This is a genomic window from Bradyrhizobium sp. Kon58 (genome assembly GCF_055807455.1).
The window spans coordinates 25,591-43,270 of sequence record NZ_JBVVOT010000028.1 but is presented as its reverse complement, the minus strand read 5'-3'; the positions used below and the strand labels follow the sequence as shown (position 1 = coordinate 43,270).

At 65.6% G+C, this 17,680-nt stretch carries 14 protein-coding genes; 6 read left to right on the top strand and 8 right to left on the bottom strand.

Annotation, left to right across the window (positions count from 1 at the left end):
* The first annotated feature begins 1 nt into the window (after position 1).
* From fabF to AC0L20_RS31450, 3 genes are read left to right on the top strand one after another with little or no spacing between them, the layout of a single operon-like run.
* The gene (fabF, locus tag AC0L20_RS31460) at positions 2-1,258 is read left to right on the top strand and encodes a beta-ketoacyl-ACP synthase II (protein WP_473294473.1); all 1,257 of its coding nucleotides are present in this window, start codon (positions 2-4) and stop codon (positions 1,256-1,258) included.
* Between the two features lie 44 nt (positions 1,259-1,302).
* Positions 1,303-1,935, top strand: a complete 633-nt coding sequence (locus AC0L20_RS31455; RefSeq protein WP_473294472.1) for a LysE family translocator — start codon at positions 1,303-1,305, stop codon at positions 1,933-1,935.
* 7 nt (positions 1,936-1,942) lie between these two features.
* Positions 1,943-2,803 (top strand): alpha/beta fold hydrolase, encoded by an 861-nt coding sequence (locus AC0L20_RS31450; protein WP_473294504.1) that lies wholly within the window; start codon positions 1,943-1,945, stop codon positions 2,801-2,803.
* On the opposite strand, the gene AC0L20_RS31445 is transcribed toward AC0L20_RS31450, so the two are convergent.
* The 3 genes from AC0L20_RS31445 to AC0L20_RS31435 all read right to left on the bottom strand — a co-directional run bounded on the left by AC0L20_RS31445 (position 2,800) and on the right by AC0L20_RS31435 (position 7,496).
* Positions 2,800-3,684, bottom strand: a complete 885-nt coding sequence (locus AC0L20_RS31445; protein ID WP_473294471.1) for a 4-(cytidine 5'-diphospho)-2-C-methyl-D-erythritol kinase — start codon at positions 3,682-3,684, stop codon at positions 2,800-2,802. The two genes, AC0L20_RS31450 and AC0L20_RS31445, sit on opposite strands and share 4 nt — an antisense overlap.
* Before the next feature lie 28 nt (positions 3,685-3,712).
* The gene (locus tag AC0L20_RS31440) at positions 3,713-5,515 is read right to left on the bottom strand and encodes a tetratricopeptide repeat protein (protein WP_027568607.1); all 1,803 of its coding nucleotides are present in this window, start codon (positions 5,513-5,515) and stop codon (positions 3,713-3,715) included.
* 319 nt (positions 5,516-5,834) lie between these two features.
* A complete protein-coding gene (locus AC0L20_RS31435; protein ID WP_473294470.1) occupies positions 5,835-7,496 on the bottom strand; it encodes an electron transfer flavoprotein-ubiquinone oxidoreductase in 1,662 nt (553 codons plus the stop codon).
* A gap of 135 nt (positions 7,497-7,631) precedes the next feature.
* Between AC0L20_RS31435 and AC0L20_RS31430 the strand changes: the two genes are divergently transcribed.
* Positions 7,632-8,441, top strand: coding sequence for a uracil-DNA glycosylase (locus tag AC0L20_RS31430; protein ID WP_473294468.1), 810 nt, complete (start codon positions 7,632-7,634; stop codon positions 8,439-8,441).
* 120 nt (positions 8,442-8,561) lie between these two features.
* Here AC0L20_RS31430 and AC0L20_RS31425 read toward each other — a convergent pair whose 3' ends face one another.
* The 4 genes from AC0L20_RS31425 to AC0L20_RS31410 form a co-directional block, all read right to left on the bottom strand.
* On the bottom strand, positions 8,562-10,070 hold the full coding sequence (locus AC0L20_RS31425) for a glycosyltransferase family 39 protein (RefSeq protein WP_473294466.1): 1,509 nt from the start codon (positions 10,068-10,070) through the stop codon (positions 8,562-8,564).
* A gap of 98 nt (positions 10,071-10,168) precedes the next feature.
* Positions 10,169-11,026: a ribonuclease HII gene (locus AC0L20_RS31420; protein WP_473294464.1), complete on the bottom strand. Its 858-nt coding sequence runs from the start codon at positions 11,024-11,026 to the stop codon at positions 10,169-10,171.
* Between the two features lie 77 nt (positions 11,027-11,103).
* On the bottom strand, positions 11,104-11,559 hold the full coding sequence (locus tag AC0L20_RS31415) for a VOC family protein (protein ID WP_473294463.1): 456 nt from the start codon (positions 11,557-11,559) through the stop codon (positions 11,104-11,106).
* A 25-nt stretch (positions 11,560-11,584) separates the two neighbouring features.
* Positions 11,585-12,748, bottom strand: a complete 1,164-nt coding sequence (locus tag AC0L20_RS31410) for a PA0069 family radical SAM protein (RefSeq protein ID WP_473294462.1) — start codon at positions 12,746-12,748, stop codon at positions 11,585-11,587.
* 212 nt (positions 12,749-12,960) lie between these two features.
* Here AC0L20_RS31410 and AC0L20_RS31405 point away from each other — a divergent pair, with 212 nt between their 5' ends.
* A complete protein-coding gene (locus AC0L20_RS31405) occupies positions 12,961-15,375 on the top strand; it encodes a phosphoketolase family protein (RefSeq protein ID WP_473294461.1) in 2,415 nt (804 codons plus the stop codon).
* A gap of 8 nt (positions 15,376-15,383) precedes the next feature.
* Positions 15,384-16,568, top strand: a complete 1,185-nt coding sequence (locus tag AC0L20_RS31400) for an acetate/propionate family kinase (RefSeq protein ID WP_473294459.1) — start codon at positions 15,384-15,386, stop codon at positions 16,566-16,568.
* On the opposite strand, the gene AC0L20_RS31395 is transcribed toward AC0L20_RS31400, so the two are convergent.
* Positions 16,562-17,401, bottom strand: a complete 840-nt coding sequence (locus AC0L20_RS31395) for an RMD1 family protein (protein ID WP_456765579.1) — start codon at positions 17,399-17,401, stop codon at positions 16,562-16,564. The genes AC0L20_RS31400 and AC0L20_RS31395 overlap by 7 nt on opposite strands.
* Positions 17,402-17,680: the final 279 nt, after the last annotated feature.

Sequence of the window (17,680 nt, the reverse complement as noted above, 5' to 3'; positions counted from 1 at the left end):
CATGCGTCGTATCGTCGTGACGGGAATGGGCGCGGTATCGCCGCTTGGCTGCGGTGTCGAACTGTCCTGGCGCCGGCTGCTGGCCGGCCAAAGCGGGCTGCGCCCGCTGCCGGAATGGTCGCAGGCGCTGCCCGCACGCATTGCCGGCCTCGTGCCCGACAAGGCCGATGACGCCGACGGCGGCTTCGATCCCGCGCAGGCCGCCGCGCCGAAAGACCAGCGCAAGATGGACCGCTTCATCCTGTTCGCGCTGCTCGCCACCGCAGAAGCGGTTGCGCAGGCCGGCTGGACGCCGCAGGACGCGGCGGCGCAGGAACGAACCGCGACGATCATCGCCTCCGGCGTCGGCGGCTTTCCGGCGATGGCGGAAGCGGTGCGCATCACCGAACAACGCGGCCCGCGCCGGCTGTCGCCGTTCACGATCCCCTCCTTCCTCGCCAATCTCGCGGCCGGCCACGTCTCGATCAAATACGGCTACAAGGGAGCGCTGGGCACACCGGTCACGGCGTGCGCCGCCGGCGTTCAGGCGATCGGCGATGCCGCGCGCATGATCCGCGCGGGCGAGGCTGATGTGGCGATCTGCGGCGGCGCGGAAGCCTGCATCGACATCGTCAGCCTCGGCGGCTTTGCCGCGGCCCGCGCACTGTCGAGCGGGTTCAACGACGCGCGCGCCTCGCGCCCGTTCGATCGCGATCGCGACGGTTTTGTCATGGGCGAAGGTGCCGGCATCCTGGTGATCGAGGAGCTGGAGCATGCCTTGGCACGCGGCGCGACGCCGATCGCGGAGATCGTCGGATACGGCACGACCGCGGACGCCTATCACATGACATCGGGTCCGCCTGACGGCGACGGCGCGCGGCGCGCCATGGAGATCGCGCTCCGGCAGGCCAAGCTTGCGCCTGCGGATTTGCAGCATCTGAACGCGCATGCGACGTCGACGCCGGCCGGCGACGAGAGCGAACTCGGCGCGATTGCCGCGCTGTTCGGCCGTCACCGCGGCATCGCCGTGAGCGCAACCAAATCGGCCACCGGCCATCTGCTCGGTGCCGCCGGCGGATTGGAAGCGATCTTCACCGTGCTCGCCCTGCGCGACCAAATCGCACCGCCGACGCTTAATCTCGAAAACCCCGATCCCGCCGCTGACGGCATCGACATCGTCGCCGGTGCGGCGCGCCCGATGCCGATGCAGCACGCGATCTCGAACGGGTTCGGCTTCGGCGGGGTGAATGCCAGCGTGATCTTCCGCCGGATGGGCTAGGCAAGAGGGCTTGCAATCGCGGCAAGCTGCGCTACCAAAACAGGATGATCAACACGAATTTCTGGCTGTTCCTGGCCGCCGCTTGTCTCATCGCCGCCGTTCCCGGCCCCGGCATTTTCTACGTCGCGGCACGTACCCTATCGGAAGGGCGCGGCAGCGGTTTTGCATCCACCGCGGGCACCGCGCTCGGCGGGCTGGTTCATGTGGTCGCAGGCAGCCTCGGCATCTCTGCGATCATCCTTGCCAGCGCCGAGCTGTTTGCCGCCGTGAAATTTGTCGGCGCACTCTATCTGGTCTGGCTCGGCATCAGGACTTTTCGCGGCGCCCGCCGCGCGCTGTCATTCGACAGCGAGCCCGTCGGCGACAAGCGCGCCTTTCGCGACGGCGTGCTGGTCGAGGCGCTGAACCCGAAGACCGCCGCATTCTTCCTCGCCTTCATTCCGCAGTTCCTCGACCCGGCGGGATCGAACCCGACGCTGCAATTCATCATGCTGGGTGCAATTTCGGTGACGCTGAACACGCTCGCCGATATCGTGGTGGTGCTGATGGCCTCCGCGACACGCACGCAGTTGATCGGAAGGCCGCATTTGATGCGACGTCTCACCCAGGGCTCCGGCGTCTTCATCGCAGGGCTCGGCCTGTCGCTCGCACTGGCGCGGCGGCCCGTGAATGGATAGCGCCACCATGCTCGCCCCGCAAAGCCGCATCTACGAGTCTCACGGCCTGCGGCTGCACTATGCCGACTGGGGCAACGACGGCGCGCCCGTCGCCATCCTGGTTCACGGCGGCCGCGATCACTGTCGGAGCTGGGACGTCATCGCCCGGTCGCTACAGCCACATTTTCACGTGGTCGCACCCGACCTGCGCGGTCACGGCGATTCCGATTGGACCAAAGGCGGCAGCTACGCGCTGACGGAGTATGTGTACGATCTCGCCCAGCTCGTCCGTGTCGTCGCGGCGCCTCAAGTCACTCTCATCGGCCATTCCATGGGCGGCATGGTCAGCCTGATCTTTACAGGGGCATTCCCCGAACAGGTCTCGAAGCTGGTCGTGCTCGACGGCGTGACGATGTTGCCGGATGCACTAAAACCGCCGGTGCATGAGCGGATCGGCAAATGGGTCGGTCAGCTCGACAAGCTGCACGACCGCGCACCGCGCCGCTATTCGACCCTCGAAGACGCCGCGGCGCAGATGGTCCTTCACAACAAGCGGCTGTCCCGCGACCTCGCGCTGCATCTCGCCACCCACGGCGCGCGGCAGAACGAGGACGGCACCTATAGCTGGAAGTTCGATCCCTACCAGCGCGCTTCTGCGCCGCACCGGCTCTGGCCGGACGATCACATCGCGCTGTGGTCGCGCATCACCTGTCCGACGCTGCTCTTGAATGCCGGCGAAAGCTTTCTGGCTGGCGCGAGAGCCGCGGGCCTGGAGCGCTACTTTCCGCAGGCGCGCGTCGAGACCATCGCCGGGGCCGGACACTGGCTGCAACATGACAAGCCGCAGGAGGTGTTGAGCGAGATCCGGCGGTTTCTCGGGCTGGCCTAGCTCAGCGTTCCCGCGTGCACCCACCAGCCGGAATGATCCCTGCGGATCTTCTCGGCGGCGGCATGCGCCTCGGCAAATGCGCCATAGATCGCAAAACACGTTGCACCCGAACCGGACATGCGGGCGAGCTTGACGCCGGCGGAGCCACGCAAGGCTTCCAGCACCTCGCCGATGACAGGCTCGATGCGCATCGCGGGGGCTTCGAGATCGTTGGCGACGGTCTCGAGCGTGTCGACCCAATCGGCAATGGAGGCGCCCTCGTCCGGCCAGGCCGGACCGTCGAAGACGGAGGTGGCGCCGACCAGGAGTTCGCCGTTGCGCAGGCCCAGCGCCTGGAACACATCCTTGGTCGCGACCGGCACGCGCGGATTGACCATCACGCAGGGCATGCTCGGCAACGCGAGCGGCAGCAGCTGTTCGCCGACACCGGTCATGTCACAGGCGCGCGAGAACAGACACACCGGCACGTCGGCGCCAGTCGCAAGTGCAACCTTCTGCAGCCGCGGGTCGTCGAGCGACAGACCATTGAGACGCGCCAGCAATCGCAGCGCCGCCGCGGCGTCTGCCGAGCCGCCGCCGATGCCGGCAGCGACCGGGAGCACCTTGTCGAGCGCGAAGGCGCCCAGCTTCAGGTTCGGGACGGCTTCGGCCAGGAGCTTGGCCGCCTTGAACACGAGGTTGTCGGCCATATCGCCGCAGGCCGCCGCAAGCGGCCCCGTCGTGGTGAGCTTCAGCTCGCCGCCGGGCTCCAGCGTGAGCCGGTCGGCGCAGTCGGCAAAGGCGACCACGCTTTCGAGATCATGATAGCCGTCGGCACGACGGCCGACCACGCGAAGGCTCAGATTGACCTTCGCGCGCCCTTCTTCAATCAACGCCGGCATTGACGACACGCCCCCAACTTCAACTCGCTCAGCCGCCCTTGCCGTCGTCCTTCTTCTTCTCCTTCTCCGCCTGCGCAGCCGAGGAGTTCGAATTGTCGTCGGTCATACCGTTTGCAATCTTGGCCTCGATCTTCGGAAGCTCATCCGCTTCGGGCTTGAGATCGCGGGCGTGCGCCCACTGGAACTTGGCTTCCAGCGTGCGGCCGACGCGCCAGTAGGCGTCGCCGAGGTGATCGTTGATGGTGGGATCCTCGGGCTTGAGGTCGATGGCGCGCTCGAGGTTCTTCACCGCATCCTCGTAATTGCCGATGCGGTAATAGGCCCAGCCAAGGGAGTCGACGATGTAGCCGTCGTCCGGGCGCTGCTCGACCGCCCGCTTGATCATCTTCATGCCTTCGTCGAGATTGATGCCCTGGTCGATCCAGGAATAGCCGAGATAGTTGAGAACGTGCGGCTGGTCGGGCTGCAGCTCGAGTGCCTTCTTCATGTCGGCTTCGGCCTTGCCCCACTGCTTGGAGCGCTCCTCGCAGATGCCGCGATAATAATACCAGACGCTGTTGGCCTTGTCGTTGCCGGCCGGCAGCACGTCGACGCCTTGCGAATAGGTCGCGCCGCATTCGCCAAACTTCTTGCGGCCGCGCTCGATGTTGCCGAGCGCCATGATGGCTTCGAGATCCTTGGAATCCTCAGTGGTGACGCCCTTGAGGATCTTGATCGCCTCGTCGGTGCGGTCGGCGGAATCCAGATCGATGGCGAGCTGAATCTGGGCGTTGCGCTTGAGCGGCGAGGACGCCGGCACCCGCTCATAGACCTTGATCGCCATCTGCGGCCGCTTCACCGATTCATAGAGATCGGCCAGCGAGAGCAGCGCCAGGGGATGGGTGGGCTGGAGGTAGAGCGAGAGCTGGAGATAAACCAGCGCCAGATCCTCGCCGCCGCGGCGGGTCAGTGTGGCGCCGATGCCGTAGAGTGCTTCGGCGGCGCCGGCTTGCGCGCTATCGACCAGCGGCGGCATCTTCTTGCCGGCCTTGGTGTCGCGCAACCCTTCCACGATCAGCGGATGGCGGGCGAGCTTCTTGTCGAAAGCCTGGTAGACGGTGGTCGCGGCGGCCGAGTCCTTGTTGCGCGACAGCCAGCGCGCATAAGCCTCGGTGACGCGCAACATGGAATCGTCGAGCTTGTAGGCACGCTCGAACCGGGTGCCAGCGTCTTTCTCCTTGCCGGCGAGCTCGAGGATCATGCCGGCATGGAGATCCTTGAACAGCGGATACCATTCCGGACCGGCCAGCTTGTCGATGGTGGCGACGCCGCCCTTGGCATCACCCGCACCATAGGCGGCCCAGCCCGACAGCAGCGTGGCGACGAGATCGGTGATCGGACCGCGGATCGACTGGTTGATGTTGGTCTGCGCGGTCGCGTACTTCTTGAACTTGAGATCGTGCACGCCGACGACGAGGCGCGCAACGCGGTTGGTCTTGTCGATGGTCAGGATGCGCTCGGCGAGCTTGACGGCCTCGTCGATGTCACCGTCGGCAACCGAGGAGATGAAGGCGCGGTCGAGCAGCTCGTTGTTCTTGGGATCGGTGCGCAGGGCCGAGCGATAGAACGCGGCGGCGGACGCCGCATCGCGCTCGACGCTGGCGTGGCGGGCGGCGAGATAGCTGCCGGAAGTGGTCAGCGCCTTCAGATCGTTTCGGGTCGGAAACTGCGCCGCCGTGTCGGACGGATGATCCGGCGTCTGCGCCAGGACCCTGCCGGGGACCGTCGCGATCGCTGTGCCCATGAGGGCGATGGCGGCAACAGTCCAGCGGTTGAAACGATTTGAAAACATCAGGGCTCGCCTTGAGTTGGTAGTGCCTGGGTCTGAAGAAGGCCGTATCGCATGCGAACGCGGCCGGTGGCATGGGGACCCGGAACCGTCGGGCCGACAATGCCGCTTTTGGCGCTTCACCGCAAGGATTCGGGCCGGACGATCCCCTCCGCACGCCCCAAATCGACCAAGTGACCGGTCAAGAGCGCCCCAAGACGCCGCCAGTATGGCCTTATCGTGACCATGGAGCGGGACCGCGGCCGGGTTCTCACGCGAACGTGCGTCACAGGGCCAAGGTCACGCAATATTCGTCGCACTAGCCCGTGGCTGCTGACCCCGCCTACATCGCCTCGTAGTTCGGACCGCCACCGCCCTCCGGGGGAACCCAGGTGATGTTGCCGTTGGGGTCCTTCACGTCGCAGGTTTTGCAGTGAACGCAGTTCTGGGCATTGATCTGGAAGCGCGGACCCGAACCTTCCTCGATCCACTCATAGACGCCGGCCGGGCAATAGCGATTCGACGGACCTGCAAACACGTCGTGCTCGGACGTCTTCTGGAGGTTCATGTCCGTGACCTTGAGATGGACCGGCTGGTCCTCCTCATGATTGGTATTGGACAGGAACACCGACGAGAGCTTGTCGAAGGAAATCTTGCCGTCCGGCTTCGGGTAGGTCCTCGGCGCGTGGGTCTTGGCCGGATCGAGCGTCGCACGATCAGGCTTCGCGTGCGATTGGGTGCCGAACAGCGAACCGCCGAACAGCGTGTTGCACCACATGTCGAAGCCGCCGAGCGCAACGCCGAGCACCGTGCCGAACTTCGACCACAACGGCTTGACGTTGCGGACCAGGAACAAGTCCTTGCCGACCGAGGAGGAGCGCCAGGCGTTCTCGTAGTCGACGATCTCGTCATTGGCGCGATCGGCCGCAATGGCGGACGCAACGTGCTCGGCGGCGAGCATGCCCGTGCCCATCGCGTTGTGCACGCCCTTGATGCGGGGAACGTTGACGAAGCCGGCCGCGCAGCCGATTAGTGCGCCGCCGGGGAAGCTGAGTTTCGGCACCGACTGATAGCCACCCTCGGTAATGGCGCGCGCGCCATAGGCGAGCCGCTTGGCGCCTTCGAAGGTAGAGCGGATCGAGGGATGCGTCTTGAAACGCTGGAACTCGTCGAACGGTGACAGATACGGGTCATCGTAGTTGAGATGCACGACGAAGCCGACGGCAACGAGGTTGTCGTCGTAGTGATAGAGGAACGAGCCACCGCCGGTCTTCAGATCGAGCGGCCAGCCGAACGAATGCTGGATCATGCCCTTCTGGTGCTTGGCGGGATCGATCTGCCAGACTTCCTTGAGCCCGATGCCGAACTTCGCCGGCTCGCTCTTGGTATCCAGCGCGAACTTCGCGATGAGCTGCTTGGTCAGGCTGCCGCGCGCGCCTTCCGCGAACAGCGTGTACTTGCCGAGCAATTCCATGCCACGGGTAAAGGAGTCCTTCGGCTTGCCGTCCCGGCCGATGCCCATGTCGCCGGTGGCGATGCCCTTCACCGCGCCCTGCTCGTCATAGAGCACTTCGGCCGCGGCAAAGCCCGGATAGATCTCGACGCCGAGGGCCTCTGCCTTGCGCGCGAGCCAGCGGCAGACGTTCCCCAGCGAGCCGATAAAGCAGTGATGATTGTCCATCAGCGGCGGCATGATGAAGTTAGGCAGCCTGATCGCGCCGCCGCCCGTCATCCAGTAGAAGCGGTCGTCCTTTACCTGGGTCTTCAGAGGACAATCGGAATCCTCGCGCCAGTCCGGGATCAGCTTGTCGAGCCCGGCCGGATCGATCACGGCGCCGGAGAGAATATGCGCACCGACCTCGGAGCCCTTCTCCACCACGACGACATTGAGATCGGCATTGATCTGCTTCAGCCGGATCGCTGCAGCCAGGCCCGAGGGGCCGGCGCCGACGATGACGACGTCGAATTCCATGGATTCGCGCGGGGGAAGTTCTTCGGTGCTCATCTGATCTCAGCCCTTGAGACGGTCCTTGGTCGATTGCGCCCTCTTGTTTCCGATTTTTCCGGGTAGGACAACCTCGGAAATGCGTTTCGCCGGGGTGCAAGGCGCCCCAAACTGGACTAATAGTCAGACTTTCCGATGATCCCAGAACCCGCACCCACGGTCCGAGAGCTTCTCGCCTTCTATCTGGAGGCCGGAGTCGATTGCACGCTCGCGGAGGAACCGATCGACCGCCTGGCGGAATTGGATGCTCCACCTCCGGCCCCGCGCGCCCCACCTCCGCTCGAGGCGCCACGGCCGGCCGCCGCGCCGGCGGTGTTGCGCGGCGAGGCTGCGCCCGCCCCCGACATCGCGATCGCCTCGGCGCGCGAGGCCGCACGCACCGCGCCGACCTTGGAGGCGCTGCGCGAGTTGATGCAGAGTTTTGACGGCTGCGCGCTGAAGCACACGGCGACACGGTTGGTTTTCGCTGACGGTAATCCGCAGGCGCGCATCATGTTCGTCGGCGAGGCACCGGGCCGCGACGAGGACATCGAAGGGCTGCCCTTCGTCGGGCGCAGCGGCAAGCTGCTCGACTTGATGATCGGAGCCATAGGCCTCAACCGCACCACCGCCTACATCGCCAACGTGATTCCCTGGCGGCCGCCCGGCAACCGCACGCCGACGCCGCAGGAGACGCAAATCTGCCTGCCGTTCATCCAGCGCCAGATCGAGCTGGTGAATCCGGATGTGCTGGTGACGCTCGGCAATCCCTCGACGCAGACGCTGCTATCGACGCGCGAAGGCATCATGCGCACCCGCGGCCGCTGGTTCGACTACGAGACGGGCGCGCGCATCATCCGCGCGCTGCCGACCTTCCACCCCGCCTATCTGTTGCGCTCGCCCTCATACAAGCGGCTGGCCTGGCAGGATCTGCGCGCGATCGCGAAGGTGCTGGCGGGCGCGTGAGGAGGCGTACGACCTCTCCCCGTCATTGCGAGCGCAGCGAAGCAATCCAGAATCTTTCCGCGGATAGACTCTGGATTTGCTTCGTCGCTTCGCTCCTCGCAATGACGACGGAAGGAAGGACTACGTCCCCTTCGGCCGCACGATGGCCCAGCCGATGCGCAGCAGTTGCTGGCGTCCGGTCACCAGCCATTCGAAGGCGCGCGGGACTTCCGGGACGATGCCGGGAAAGCGCGCGAGAATGTCCGGCGGCGGGGTGCCCGCGGTATCGGAGGCACGCCAGACCACGACGCCGCCGGTCTCGCTGAATTTGGCCTGGTTGATCCAAGGCGTACGCGCGGGCTCGGCATCGATGAAGAGATGCGGCCGGCCGGAATGCAGCGTGATCAGGCTGGCAAGCTGGGTCTCGCCCGCGACCGCGCGCAGACGATGATTGGTGCGGCGGGCAAAGCTCTCGTCGAAGAAGTCCGAAATCGCGCGCGCCGGCATCGAGGTCGCGATCTCGTTGGCACCGGTCCACGGCAGGAGCAGGACGGCGAGCACGACGCCGATTGCGGGCGCGATGACGGCGGCCGCCCAGACCATCCGCAGCATCCTCGCGCGGCGCATCGCGATGAGATCGCCGGCCCCCACGACCACAGCAAGCCCCGACAACACCAGCACGACGCCGGCTCCGCCCACGACGGCGTCGAGGCCCAGCAGGCCGGAGATCAGCACTGCGCCGAGCGCCGGCGCCAACGCGAAGAAATAGACGAAATTGCGCGCGAGCGGCTCGACCGGCGGGCGGTAGATGATCGGCGCCTCCTCGCTCTTGGGAACGAACAGGCCGGTGTTGAGCACGGTCAGCGCCGGGATCGCCGCCGCGCCGAGCAGGAGCCCCCCGAGCAGCCAGGCCGCGTGCAGTGCGCGGGCATTGAGCTCGTTGACCGCAGGCAAGGCCGGCAGGACGAGCACCTCGGCGCGCATCAGCCAGACGGCATAGGGCAATGCCAGCACGGCGACGACCACCAGCGCAAACAGCGGGTCGAATGCGCGCAGCGTGCGGCGGCCGTCCGCCGTTGCGAGTGCGAAGACGACGATCAGCAGCAGCAGGAAGATCGCAGCCGGCGTCGTCAGCAGCAAGAGACCGGCCTCGATCGACCAGGCGAACCAGGCGTTGCCGCGGCGCTGCCCGATGATCTGCCAGGAATGCAGCAGCAGCAGCGCCCAGAGCGGCCGCGCCAGCACCAGCGGGCCGAAGTCGAGTACGGGCGAGGAGAAGGCCAGCAGCGTCATGGTCAGCAGCACGGCCAGCACTGCCTGCTGGGGGCCGACCACCGCGCGGGACAGATGATAGAGCGCAATGAAGGTCGCGACCCCACAGAGCTCCGCCAGGACGTAGACGCCGAACACGTGGCCGCCGGCAGCGCGATAGGCGATGTCGGCGAGCCAGACCGGCAAGGGCGGGCCCAAATCAGTGCCGACCTGGTATTCGCGGCCGAAGGCCAGCAGGGTCGCGAGGCTGCCGGGCGGGCTGCGATAAAACACCAGCGCCACGAACAGCCACATCGCCGCCTGGAGCAGCACGGCGATCCAGACGATCAGCCGCGGCCGCGCGCGAATGAGCTCGATGACCAGGGAGGTAAACCGCATGCAACGTCCGAAAGATGCAGCCAACCCGTGAAGCCGGCCCTATTCGCTCACGACTATTTTGATAGAGGGCGCGACGCGTCGTGGCAACCGAGTCTCGTCTAGAGATTTGCCGACGCGTCGATTTCCGAGTTCGTGTCCACCTGCAGCTCGATCTCGGTCACCGCAAACAGATCCTGCGCCGACTCGACCGTCCAGGGCATGTGCTTGGCGCGTGCGGCGGCGACGGGGGCGAAGAAGCTGCGGTGGTGGACGGTGGGGCCGAGGCGGTTGAGCGCGTCGAGGTGCTCTGGCACGGCGTAGCCCTTGTGCTGCTCGAAACCGTAGCCGGGGCAGTCCTGCGCCAGCGCGCACATCAGGCGGTCCCGCGTCACCTTGGCGATGATCGAGGCCGCTGCGATCGACAGGACGATGCCGTCGCCGCCGATCACGGCCTCGCAATCGCATGCCGTGTCGAGCCGGTCGCGGCCGTCGACGAAGACGTGCCGGGGCTGCTCGGGCAATGCCACGACGGCGCGCTTCAGCGCCCACAGCGAGGCGCGGAGGATGTTGTCGCGGTCGATGCGGGCGCGCGAGGCGACGGCCACCGAGACCTGGGCGGTGGCGCAGATCTTGTCGAACAGCCTTTCGCGCTCCTCGGCGGTCAGGCGCTTGGAATCGTCGATGCCGCGCGGGATGCGGTCGGGATCAAGAATCACCGCCGCCGCCACCACAGGACCGGCCAGCGGCCCGCGGCCGGCCTCATCGCAGCCCGCCACCGGCCAGACGCCGCGCTTGATCAGCGCGCGCTCGCGGCGGAAGCTTGGGGCGACGATGATGGCGCTCTTGGTGCCGGCCAGCGCCTTGGCGATTTTTTTCGGCGCAGCCTTCTCGTTCTTAGCCGCAGCCTTCTTGTTTTCAGGCGCAACCTTCTTGGGCGCGCCTTTGGCCGGCTTCTTGGCGGATTGATCCCGAATCATGGCCGGGATCGTGCGCAAGCGGCATCGCCTGCGCAACCGGGAACCCCGGACAATTCCCGTTATTCAAGTCAGCCGCCCTATTCCGCCAGATGCACCCGCCGGTCCTCGCCGACTTCGATGCCGGGCGCGGCCACGACTTCCCAGGGATGGCCGTCAGGATCGGCGAAATAGCCGGAATAACCGCCATAGTCGGTCTCATGTGCGGCCTTCAGCAGCGCGGCGCCCTTGCCGACGACGAAGGCCAGCACCGCATCCACCTCCTCTCGCGCGCGGCAGTTCCAGGCGAGCGTCATGCCGCGGAACGTCGATGGCCTCGGATGATCAGGCAATGTGGCGTCGACCGCGAGCTGATCCCAGGGAAACAACGCGAGCACCGGACCGCCAGTGTCATAGAACGCAACGGCCTCGCCGGTCGCCTTGAGCCGGCGCGAGAAACCAAGCGCGTCGTAAAAGGCAATGCTCGCGCTGATGTCGTTCACGCCCAGCGTGATGACGGTAAGTCGCGGGATTGGAGCTGGCAGTTCCTGACTCATACTAGGCCTCTCTCACTTCGTCCCCTCAGAACAGGCTGAGCTGATCGCCGTTCCGCTTCGGCTTGGCAAAATGATCCGTCGTCAGCTTGGAGCGCCGCTTGTTCAGCCCGAGCCTGTCGCAGGCGATCTCGAAGCGGCGGCCGATGGTCCAAGCCATCGGGCCGGTGCCCTTCATGCGCTCGCCCCATTTCGCGTCGTAGTCGCGGCCGCCGCGCATGTCGCGGATCAGCGTGAACACGTGACGATAGCGGTCCGGATAGTTCGCCATCAGCCATTCGCGGAAGAGATCGCGCACCTCGAGCGGCAACCGCAGCAGCACGTAGGAGGCTTCCTTGACGCCGGCATGGGCGGCGGCATCCAGGATGCGCTCGATCTCGGAATCGTTCAGCGCGGGGATCACGGGCGCGACCATGACGGTGGTCGGAATGCCGGCCTCGGAAAGCTGCTTCAGCGCCTCCAGCCGCTTCGACGGCGTGGACGCCCGCGGCTCCATGGTGCGCGCCAGCTTGGGATCGAGCGAGGTCACGGAGATGCCGACCTTGGCGAGGTTGCGTTTGGCCATGCGCGCGAGAATGTCGATGTCACGGGTCACCAGCGCCGACTTGGTGACGATTCCGACGGGATGGCCGGCGCGCTCCAGCACCTCCAGAATGCCGCGCATGATTTTGCGCTCGCGCTCGATCGGCTGATAGGGATCGGTGTTGGTGCCGATCGCGATCATCCGCGGCTCGTAGCCCGGCGCCGCAAGCTCCTTCTCGAGCAGAGCCGGCGCCTCGGGCTTCACGAACAGCTTCGACTCGAAGTCGAGCCCCGGCGACAGGCCGAGATAGGCATGCGTCGGCCGCGCGAAGCAATAGACGCAGCCGTGCTCGCAGCCGCGGTAGGGATTGATCGAACGGTCGAAGCCGATGTCGGGAGATTCGTTGCGGGTGATCACCTTGCGCGAGGTGTCGATCCCGACCGTGGTCTTGAACGGCGGCAGTTCTTCAAGGCTCTGCCAACCATCGTCGAATGCGACGCGCGCCTCGGCCTCAAAGCGGCCGCTGGCGTTGGACTGCGCGCCCCGGCCTCGCCTGCGCTGGCGGTCGATGGCGACCGCCAGCTCAGGGAAGTCAGAAGGCGCACCCGCCGGCTCGGAGGGCGCCGTGACCGGCGGGTGCTTGAGAGCATGTGAGGATGCTGGACTCATGAAGCCAAGATAGCACGCCGAAGGAACAAATCAAGAACACAAACCAAAAAACGTGAAAACAACCCCATGCACAGTAGAGCTGCCCAAACTTCGCGCGCCCGCTTTTGACCTCACGCAACAGTGGCGTCACGGCGATCTCGTTTGATGCTGCCGAAGGATCGATCTCGCCGGAACTCGGTTGGTGACGATCCCGGGTGAAGGTCGGCAGGAACATGACAAATCAACAACAATCGGCCGCAGCGAGCAGCGACCTCGATCTGCTCGACCGCTATTGGCGCGCCGCGAACTATCTCTCCGTCGGGCAGATTTACCTGCTCGACAATCCGCTGCTGCGCGAGCCGTTAGGGCCCGAGCACATCAAGCCGCGTTTGCTCGGCCATTGGGGCACGACGCCTGGGTTGAACTTCATTTATGCCCATCTCAACCGCGTCATCCGCGCGCTGGACCTGAGCGTGATCTATGTCTGCGGTCCCGGTCATGGCGGCCCCGGCATGGTCGCCAACACCTATCTCGAAGGCAGCTACAGCGAGATCTATCCCGATATCGCGCGCGATACCGAGGGGTTGCGCAAGCTGTTCAGGCAATTCTCCTTCCCCGGCGGCATCCCGAGTCACGCGGCGCCGGAAACGCCGGGCTCGATCCACGAAGGCGGTGAGCTCGGTTACGCGCTGGTTCATGCCTATGGCGCGGCGTTCGACAATCCCGACCTGATCGTCGCCTGTGTCGTCGGCGACGGCGAGGCCGAGACCGGCCCGCTCGCGGCGTCCTGGCACTCCAACAAGTTCCTCAATCCCGCGCATGACGGCGCGGTGCTGCCGATCCTGCATCTCAACGGTTATAAGATTGCCAACCCAACCGTGCTCGGGCGGATGCGCGACGGCGAGATCCGCGATCTCTTCCGCGGGCTCGGCCACGAGCCGCTATTCGTCGAGGGCGACGATCCCAAATTGATGCACCAGGCCATGGCAGACGCGCTCGACGTCGCGCTCGTCAGCATCCGGTCGATCCAGCAGCACGCCCGCGACGGCCGCGAGAGCGTCGAACGCCCGCGCTGGCCGATGATCGTGCTGCGCAGCCCCAAGGGCTGGACCGGTCCCAAGGAAGTCGACGGCAAGAAGGTGGAAGGTTTCTGGCGGGCGCATCAGGTGCCCGTCGCGAACTGCCGCGAGAATCCGGCGCATCTGAAGATTCTCGAGGACTGGATGCGCAGCTACGAGCCGGAAAAGCTGTTCGAGGCGAACGGCGCGCTCGTTACCGAGCTCCAGGCGCTCGCGCCCGAAGGCAATCGCCGCATGGGCGCCAATCCGCACGCCAATGGCGGCCTTCTGAAGAAGGAGCTGAAGCTGCCGGACTTCCGCAGCTTCGCCGTCGAGGTCCCTCAGCCGGGCGGCATCGTGGCGGAGGCAACCCGCGAGCTCGGCAAATTCCTGCGCGACGTCATCCGCCTCAACGCCGAGGCCCGCAACTTCCGCATCATGGGCCCGGACGAAACCGCCTCAAACCGGCTCGATGCAGTGTTCGAGGCCACCGAACGCGTCTGGATGGAGCCGACAAAATCTTACGACGTGCATCTCGCCCAGGACGGACGCGTGATGGAAGTCCTGAGCGAACATCTGTGCCAGGGCTGGTTAGAGGGCTACCTGCTCACGGGCCGGCACGGCTTCTTCTCCTGCTACGAGGCGTTCATCCACATCGTGGATTCCATGTTCAACCAGCATGCCAAATGGCTGAAAGTGACGCGGCATCTGCCGTGGCGACGCCCGATCGCCTCGCTCAACTATCTGCTGACATCGCATGTCTGGCGCCAGGACCACAACGGCTTCAGCCATCAGGACCCCGGATTCGTCGATCTCGTCGCCAACAAGAAGGCTGACGTCGTCCGCATTTACTTCCCACCGGACGCCAACACGCTGCTGTGGATCGCCGATCACTGCCTGCGCACCTATGATCGCATCAACGTCATCGTCGCCGGCAAGCAGCCGGCGCCGCAATGGCTGTCGATGCAGGAGGCAGCCACGCACTGCGATGCCGGCATCGGCATCTGGAGCTGGGCCGGCACGGAAGACGCGAATGGCGAGCCCGATGTCGTGATGGCCTGCGCCGGCGACGTGCCGACACTGGAAACACTCGCCGCCGTCGACCTGCTGCGCAAGGCGCTGCCCGAGCTGAATATCCGCGTCGTCAACGTCGTCGACCTCATGACGCTGCAACCCAGGGAGCAGCACCCGCACGGCTTGTCCGACCGCGACTTCGACGGCCTGTTCACCCGCGACAAGCCGGTGATCTTCGCCTATCACGGCTATCCCTATCTGATCCACCGGCTGACCTATAGCCGCACCAACCACGCCGGCATGCACGTCCGCGGCTTTGCCGAGGAAGGCACCACGACGACGCCGTTCGACATGGTCGTGCTCAACGAGCTCGACCGCTATCACCTCGCGATCGAGGCGATCGAGCGCGTGCCGGGGCTCGCGACCAAAGCGGCGCAGGTGAAGCAGCAGTTCCGCGACAAGCTGATCGAGCATTCGCGCTATGTGCGCGAATACGGCGAGGACATGCCGGAAATCCAGGAATGGGTCTGGCAGAACAGCGCCGGCGGCAACACGCCGGCGGAGGCAGGCGACTGACAGCAGCCATGTTGAACACCGTTCTCGTTCTCAACTCGGGATCGTCGAGCATCAAATTCGGCCTGTTCGAGATCTCGGCGGCCGAGCCCACCCTGCTCTGCAAGGGCCTGCTCGACGAGCACGAGACGAAGCCGCGGCTCGTCGTGAAGAGCCCCGCGGGCGAAGACCTGTTCGAGAGACGGAGGGAAGCATCGGATGCGGACAGCGATCATCTGTTCGTCGACGTGCTCGGCTTCATCGAGGATCGTTTCGGCGACCACCGCTTGCGCGCCGTCGGCCATCGCGTCGTCCATGGCGGTCCGGACTATTCCGCTCCGGTCGAGCTGACGGACGATGTCACCGCAAAACTGGAGGCGTTGACGCCGCTGGCGCCGCTGCACCAGCCGCGGTGTCTGGCGCCGGTCCGCGCCATCAGGGCGATCAGGCCCGACCTGACCCAGATCGCCTGCTTCGACACCGCTTTCCACCACGGCATTGCGCCGCCCGCCAGCCGCTTCGCCATTCCGCGACGTTATGAAGAGCGCGGCATCCGGCGCTACGGATTTCATGGCCTCTCGTTCGAATATGTCGCGGGACGGCTCGCCCGAATCGCGCCGCAGCTCGTGGCGAAGCGCACTGTGATCGCGCATCTCGGCAATGGCGGGAGCCTGTGCGGCTTGCGCGACGGCCGCAGCATCGACACCACGATGGGACTGACGCCGCTCGACGGGCTGGTGATGGGCACGCGGTGCGGCAGGATCGACCCGGGCGTGCTGCTCTATCTGCAACAGCACGAGAAGATGTCGGTCGACGATGTCCAGCACCTGCTCTACCACGAATCGGGCCTGCTCGGCGTCTCCTGCATCGCGTCGGACATGCGCACGCTGCTTGCGAGCAGCGAAGCTGCGGCACGGGAGGCGGTCGAGCTCTTCACCTTCCGCGCCGCGCAGGAGGTGGCGGCGATGGCGACAACGCTTGCCGGGCTGGACTGCCTGGTCTTCACCGGCGGTATCGGCGAGCATGCCGGGGAAATCCGCAGCGCGATCGGTGAGCGTCTCGACTGGCTCGGTGTGCGCATCGATGCGGCTGCGAATGATGAGGGATGCGAGCGTATCAGCGGCGGCGACAGCGCAGTCGATGTCTTCATCATCCCGACCAACGAAGAACTGACGATCGCGCGCAATTGCGCGGCGCTGTTGCAAGGCGCTCAGTGAATGCCGGCAAGGATCTGAAAACATCCGATCGCGACCTCGATCACGATCAGCACCACCACCGCGATCTCGAGGCGGAGCGAGCGCTGGGTGTCGATGATGTCGGTGAGCGCGTTGGCGGTCTCGGACACGGCTGTGAGCTTGCGTTCGAGCGTGTCGAGGCGCTCCTTCAGTTCGTACTCGTCTTCAAGGCGGGCATAGAGCCGGTCGAGCTCGGGTTTCTCCCAGAGCACGTCGGGCTTCTCGGCCACAGCGACACGGCCGGCGACGCGCTGCTGGACGAGAAGCGCATTGCCGATCAATTGCAAGATGCCCTTCCGCCGGGGCGGTGTGCGGCCTTGCTCGGCGAGCTTGCGCGCAAACGGCTCGATCACGTCGAAGACCGCGGCGACACGGCGCTCGTCGCGCGCAAGAGAAGTGCTCTTGGCGAGCGCGTCCGCGATCAGCAGCAGCCGGTCGTCGGAGAATTTGGCGAGGCAGATCGGGCCGCCCGGCAGGATCGCCTCGGCGCTTTCATCCTTGCAGAGTTGCGCCTGCGCGATTTCCTCCTCGTAGGGGCTGAATTCGCCGATCACGCGGGGCTTCAGGCTGTCGATCAGCACCTTCTCCTCCGAAGGGAGGAGACCGATCAGCACCACGACGCCGTAGCGGAAGATTACCGCGAGGCCGGCATGGACGCGGAAGGCGGCCGGGGTCGAGGAGACGGTCGCACCCAGCTCGAGGCCGGAGGGATTGATGCGTTCACCCAGCATCACCGCCCGAATCCGCAAGATCGGCGCGCTGTCCGGCCTGGGAGATGTCGCCGGCGTGTTAACAGCAAGTTGATCAGCGTTCATACGAAGCCCTCGTCAGCGGCGTGCTTGCACGTTTTTCCCGTTCCCGCGCTCGTCAGTCAGCTATCGCATCCTCTTCATGCAGGATTGCGAACGGCCTGCGCGTCGCGCAATGTTGCGGCAACCTCCGGACTAATACGGTCAAGCAAGGGCGGCGCCGACACATTCGGCAATATCGCCGCCCCGTACGGGACAAATTTGGATGCGACGGCTGCAGCGGTTTACCATCGTATACCGAAGCACGGCCGGAAAGTTGCACTCGGCAGCGCCACATGTTTTATG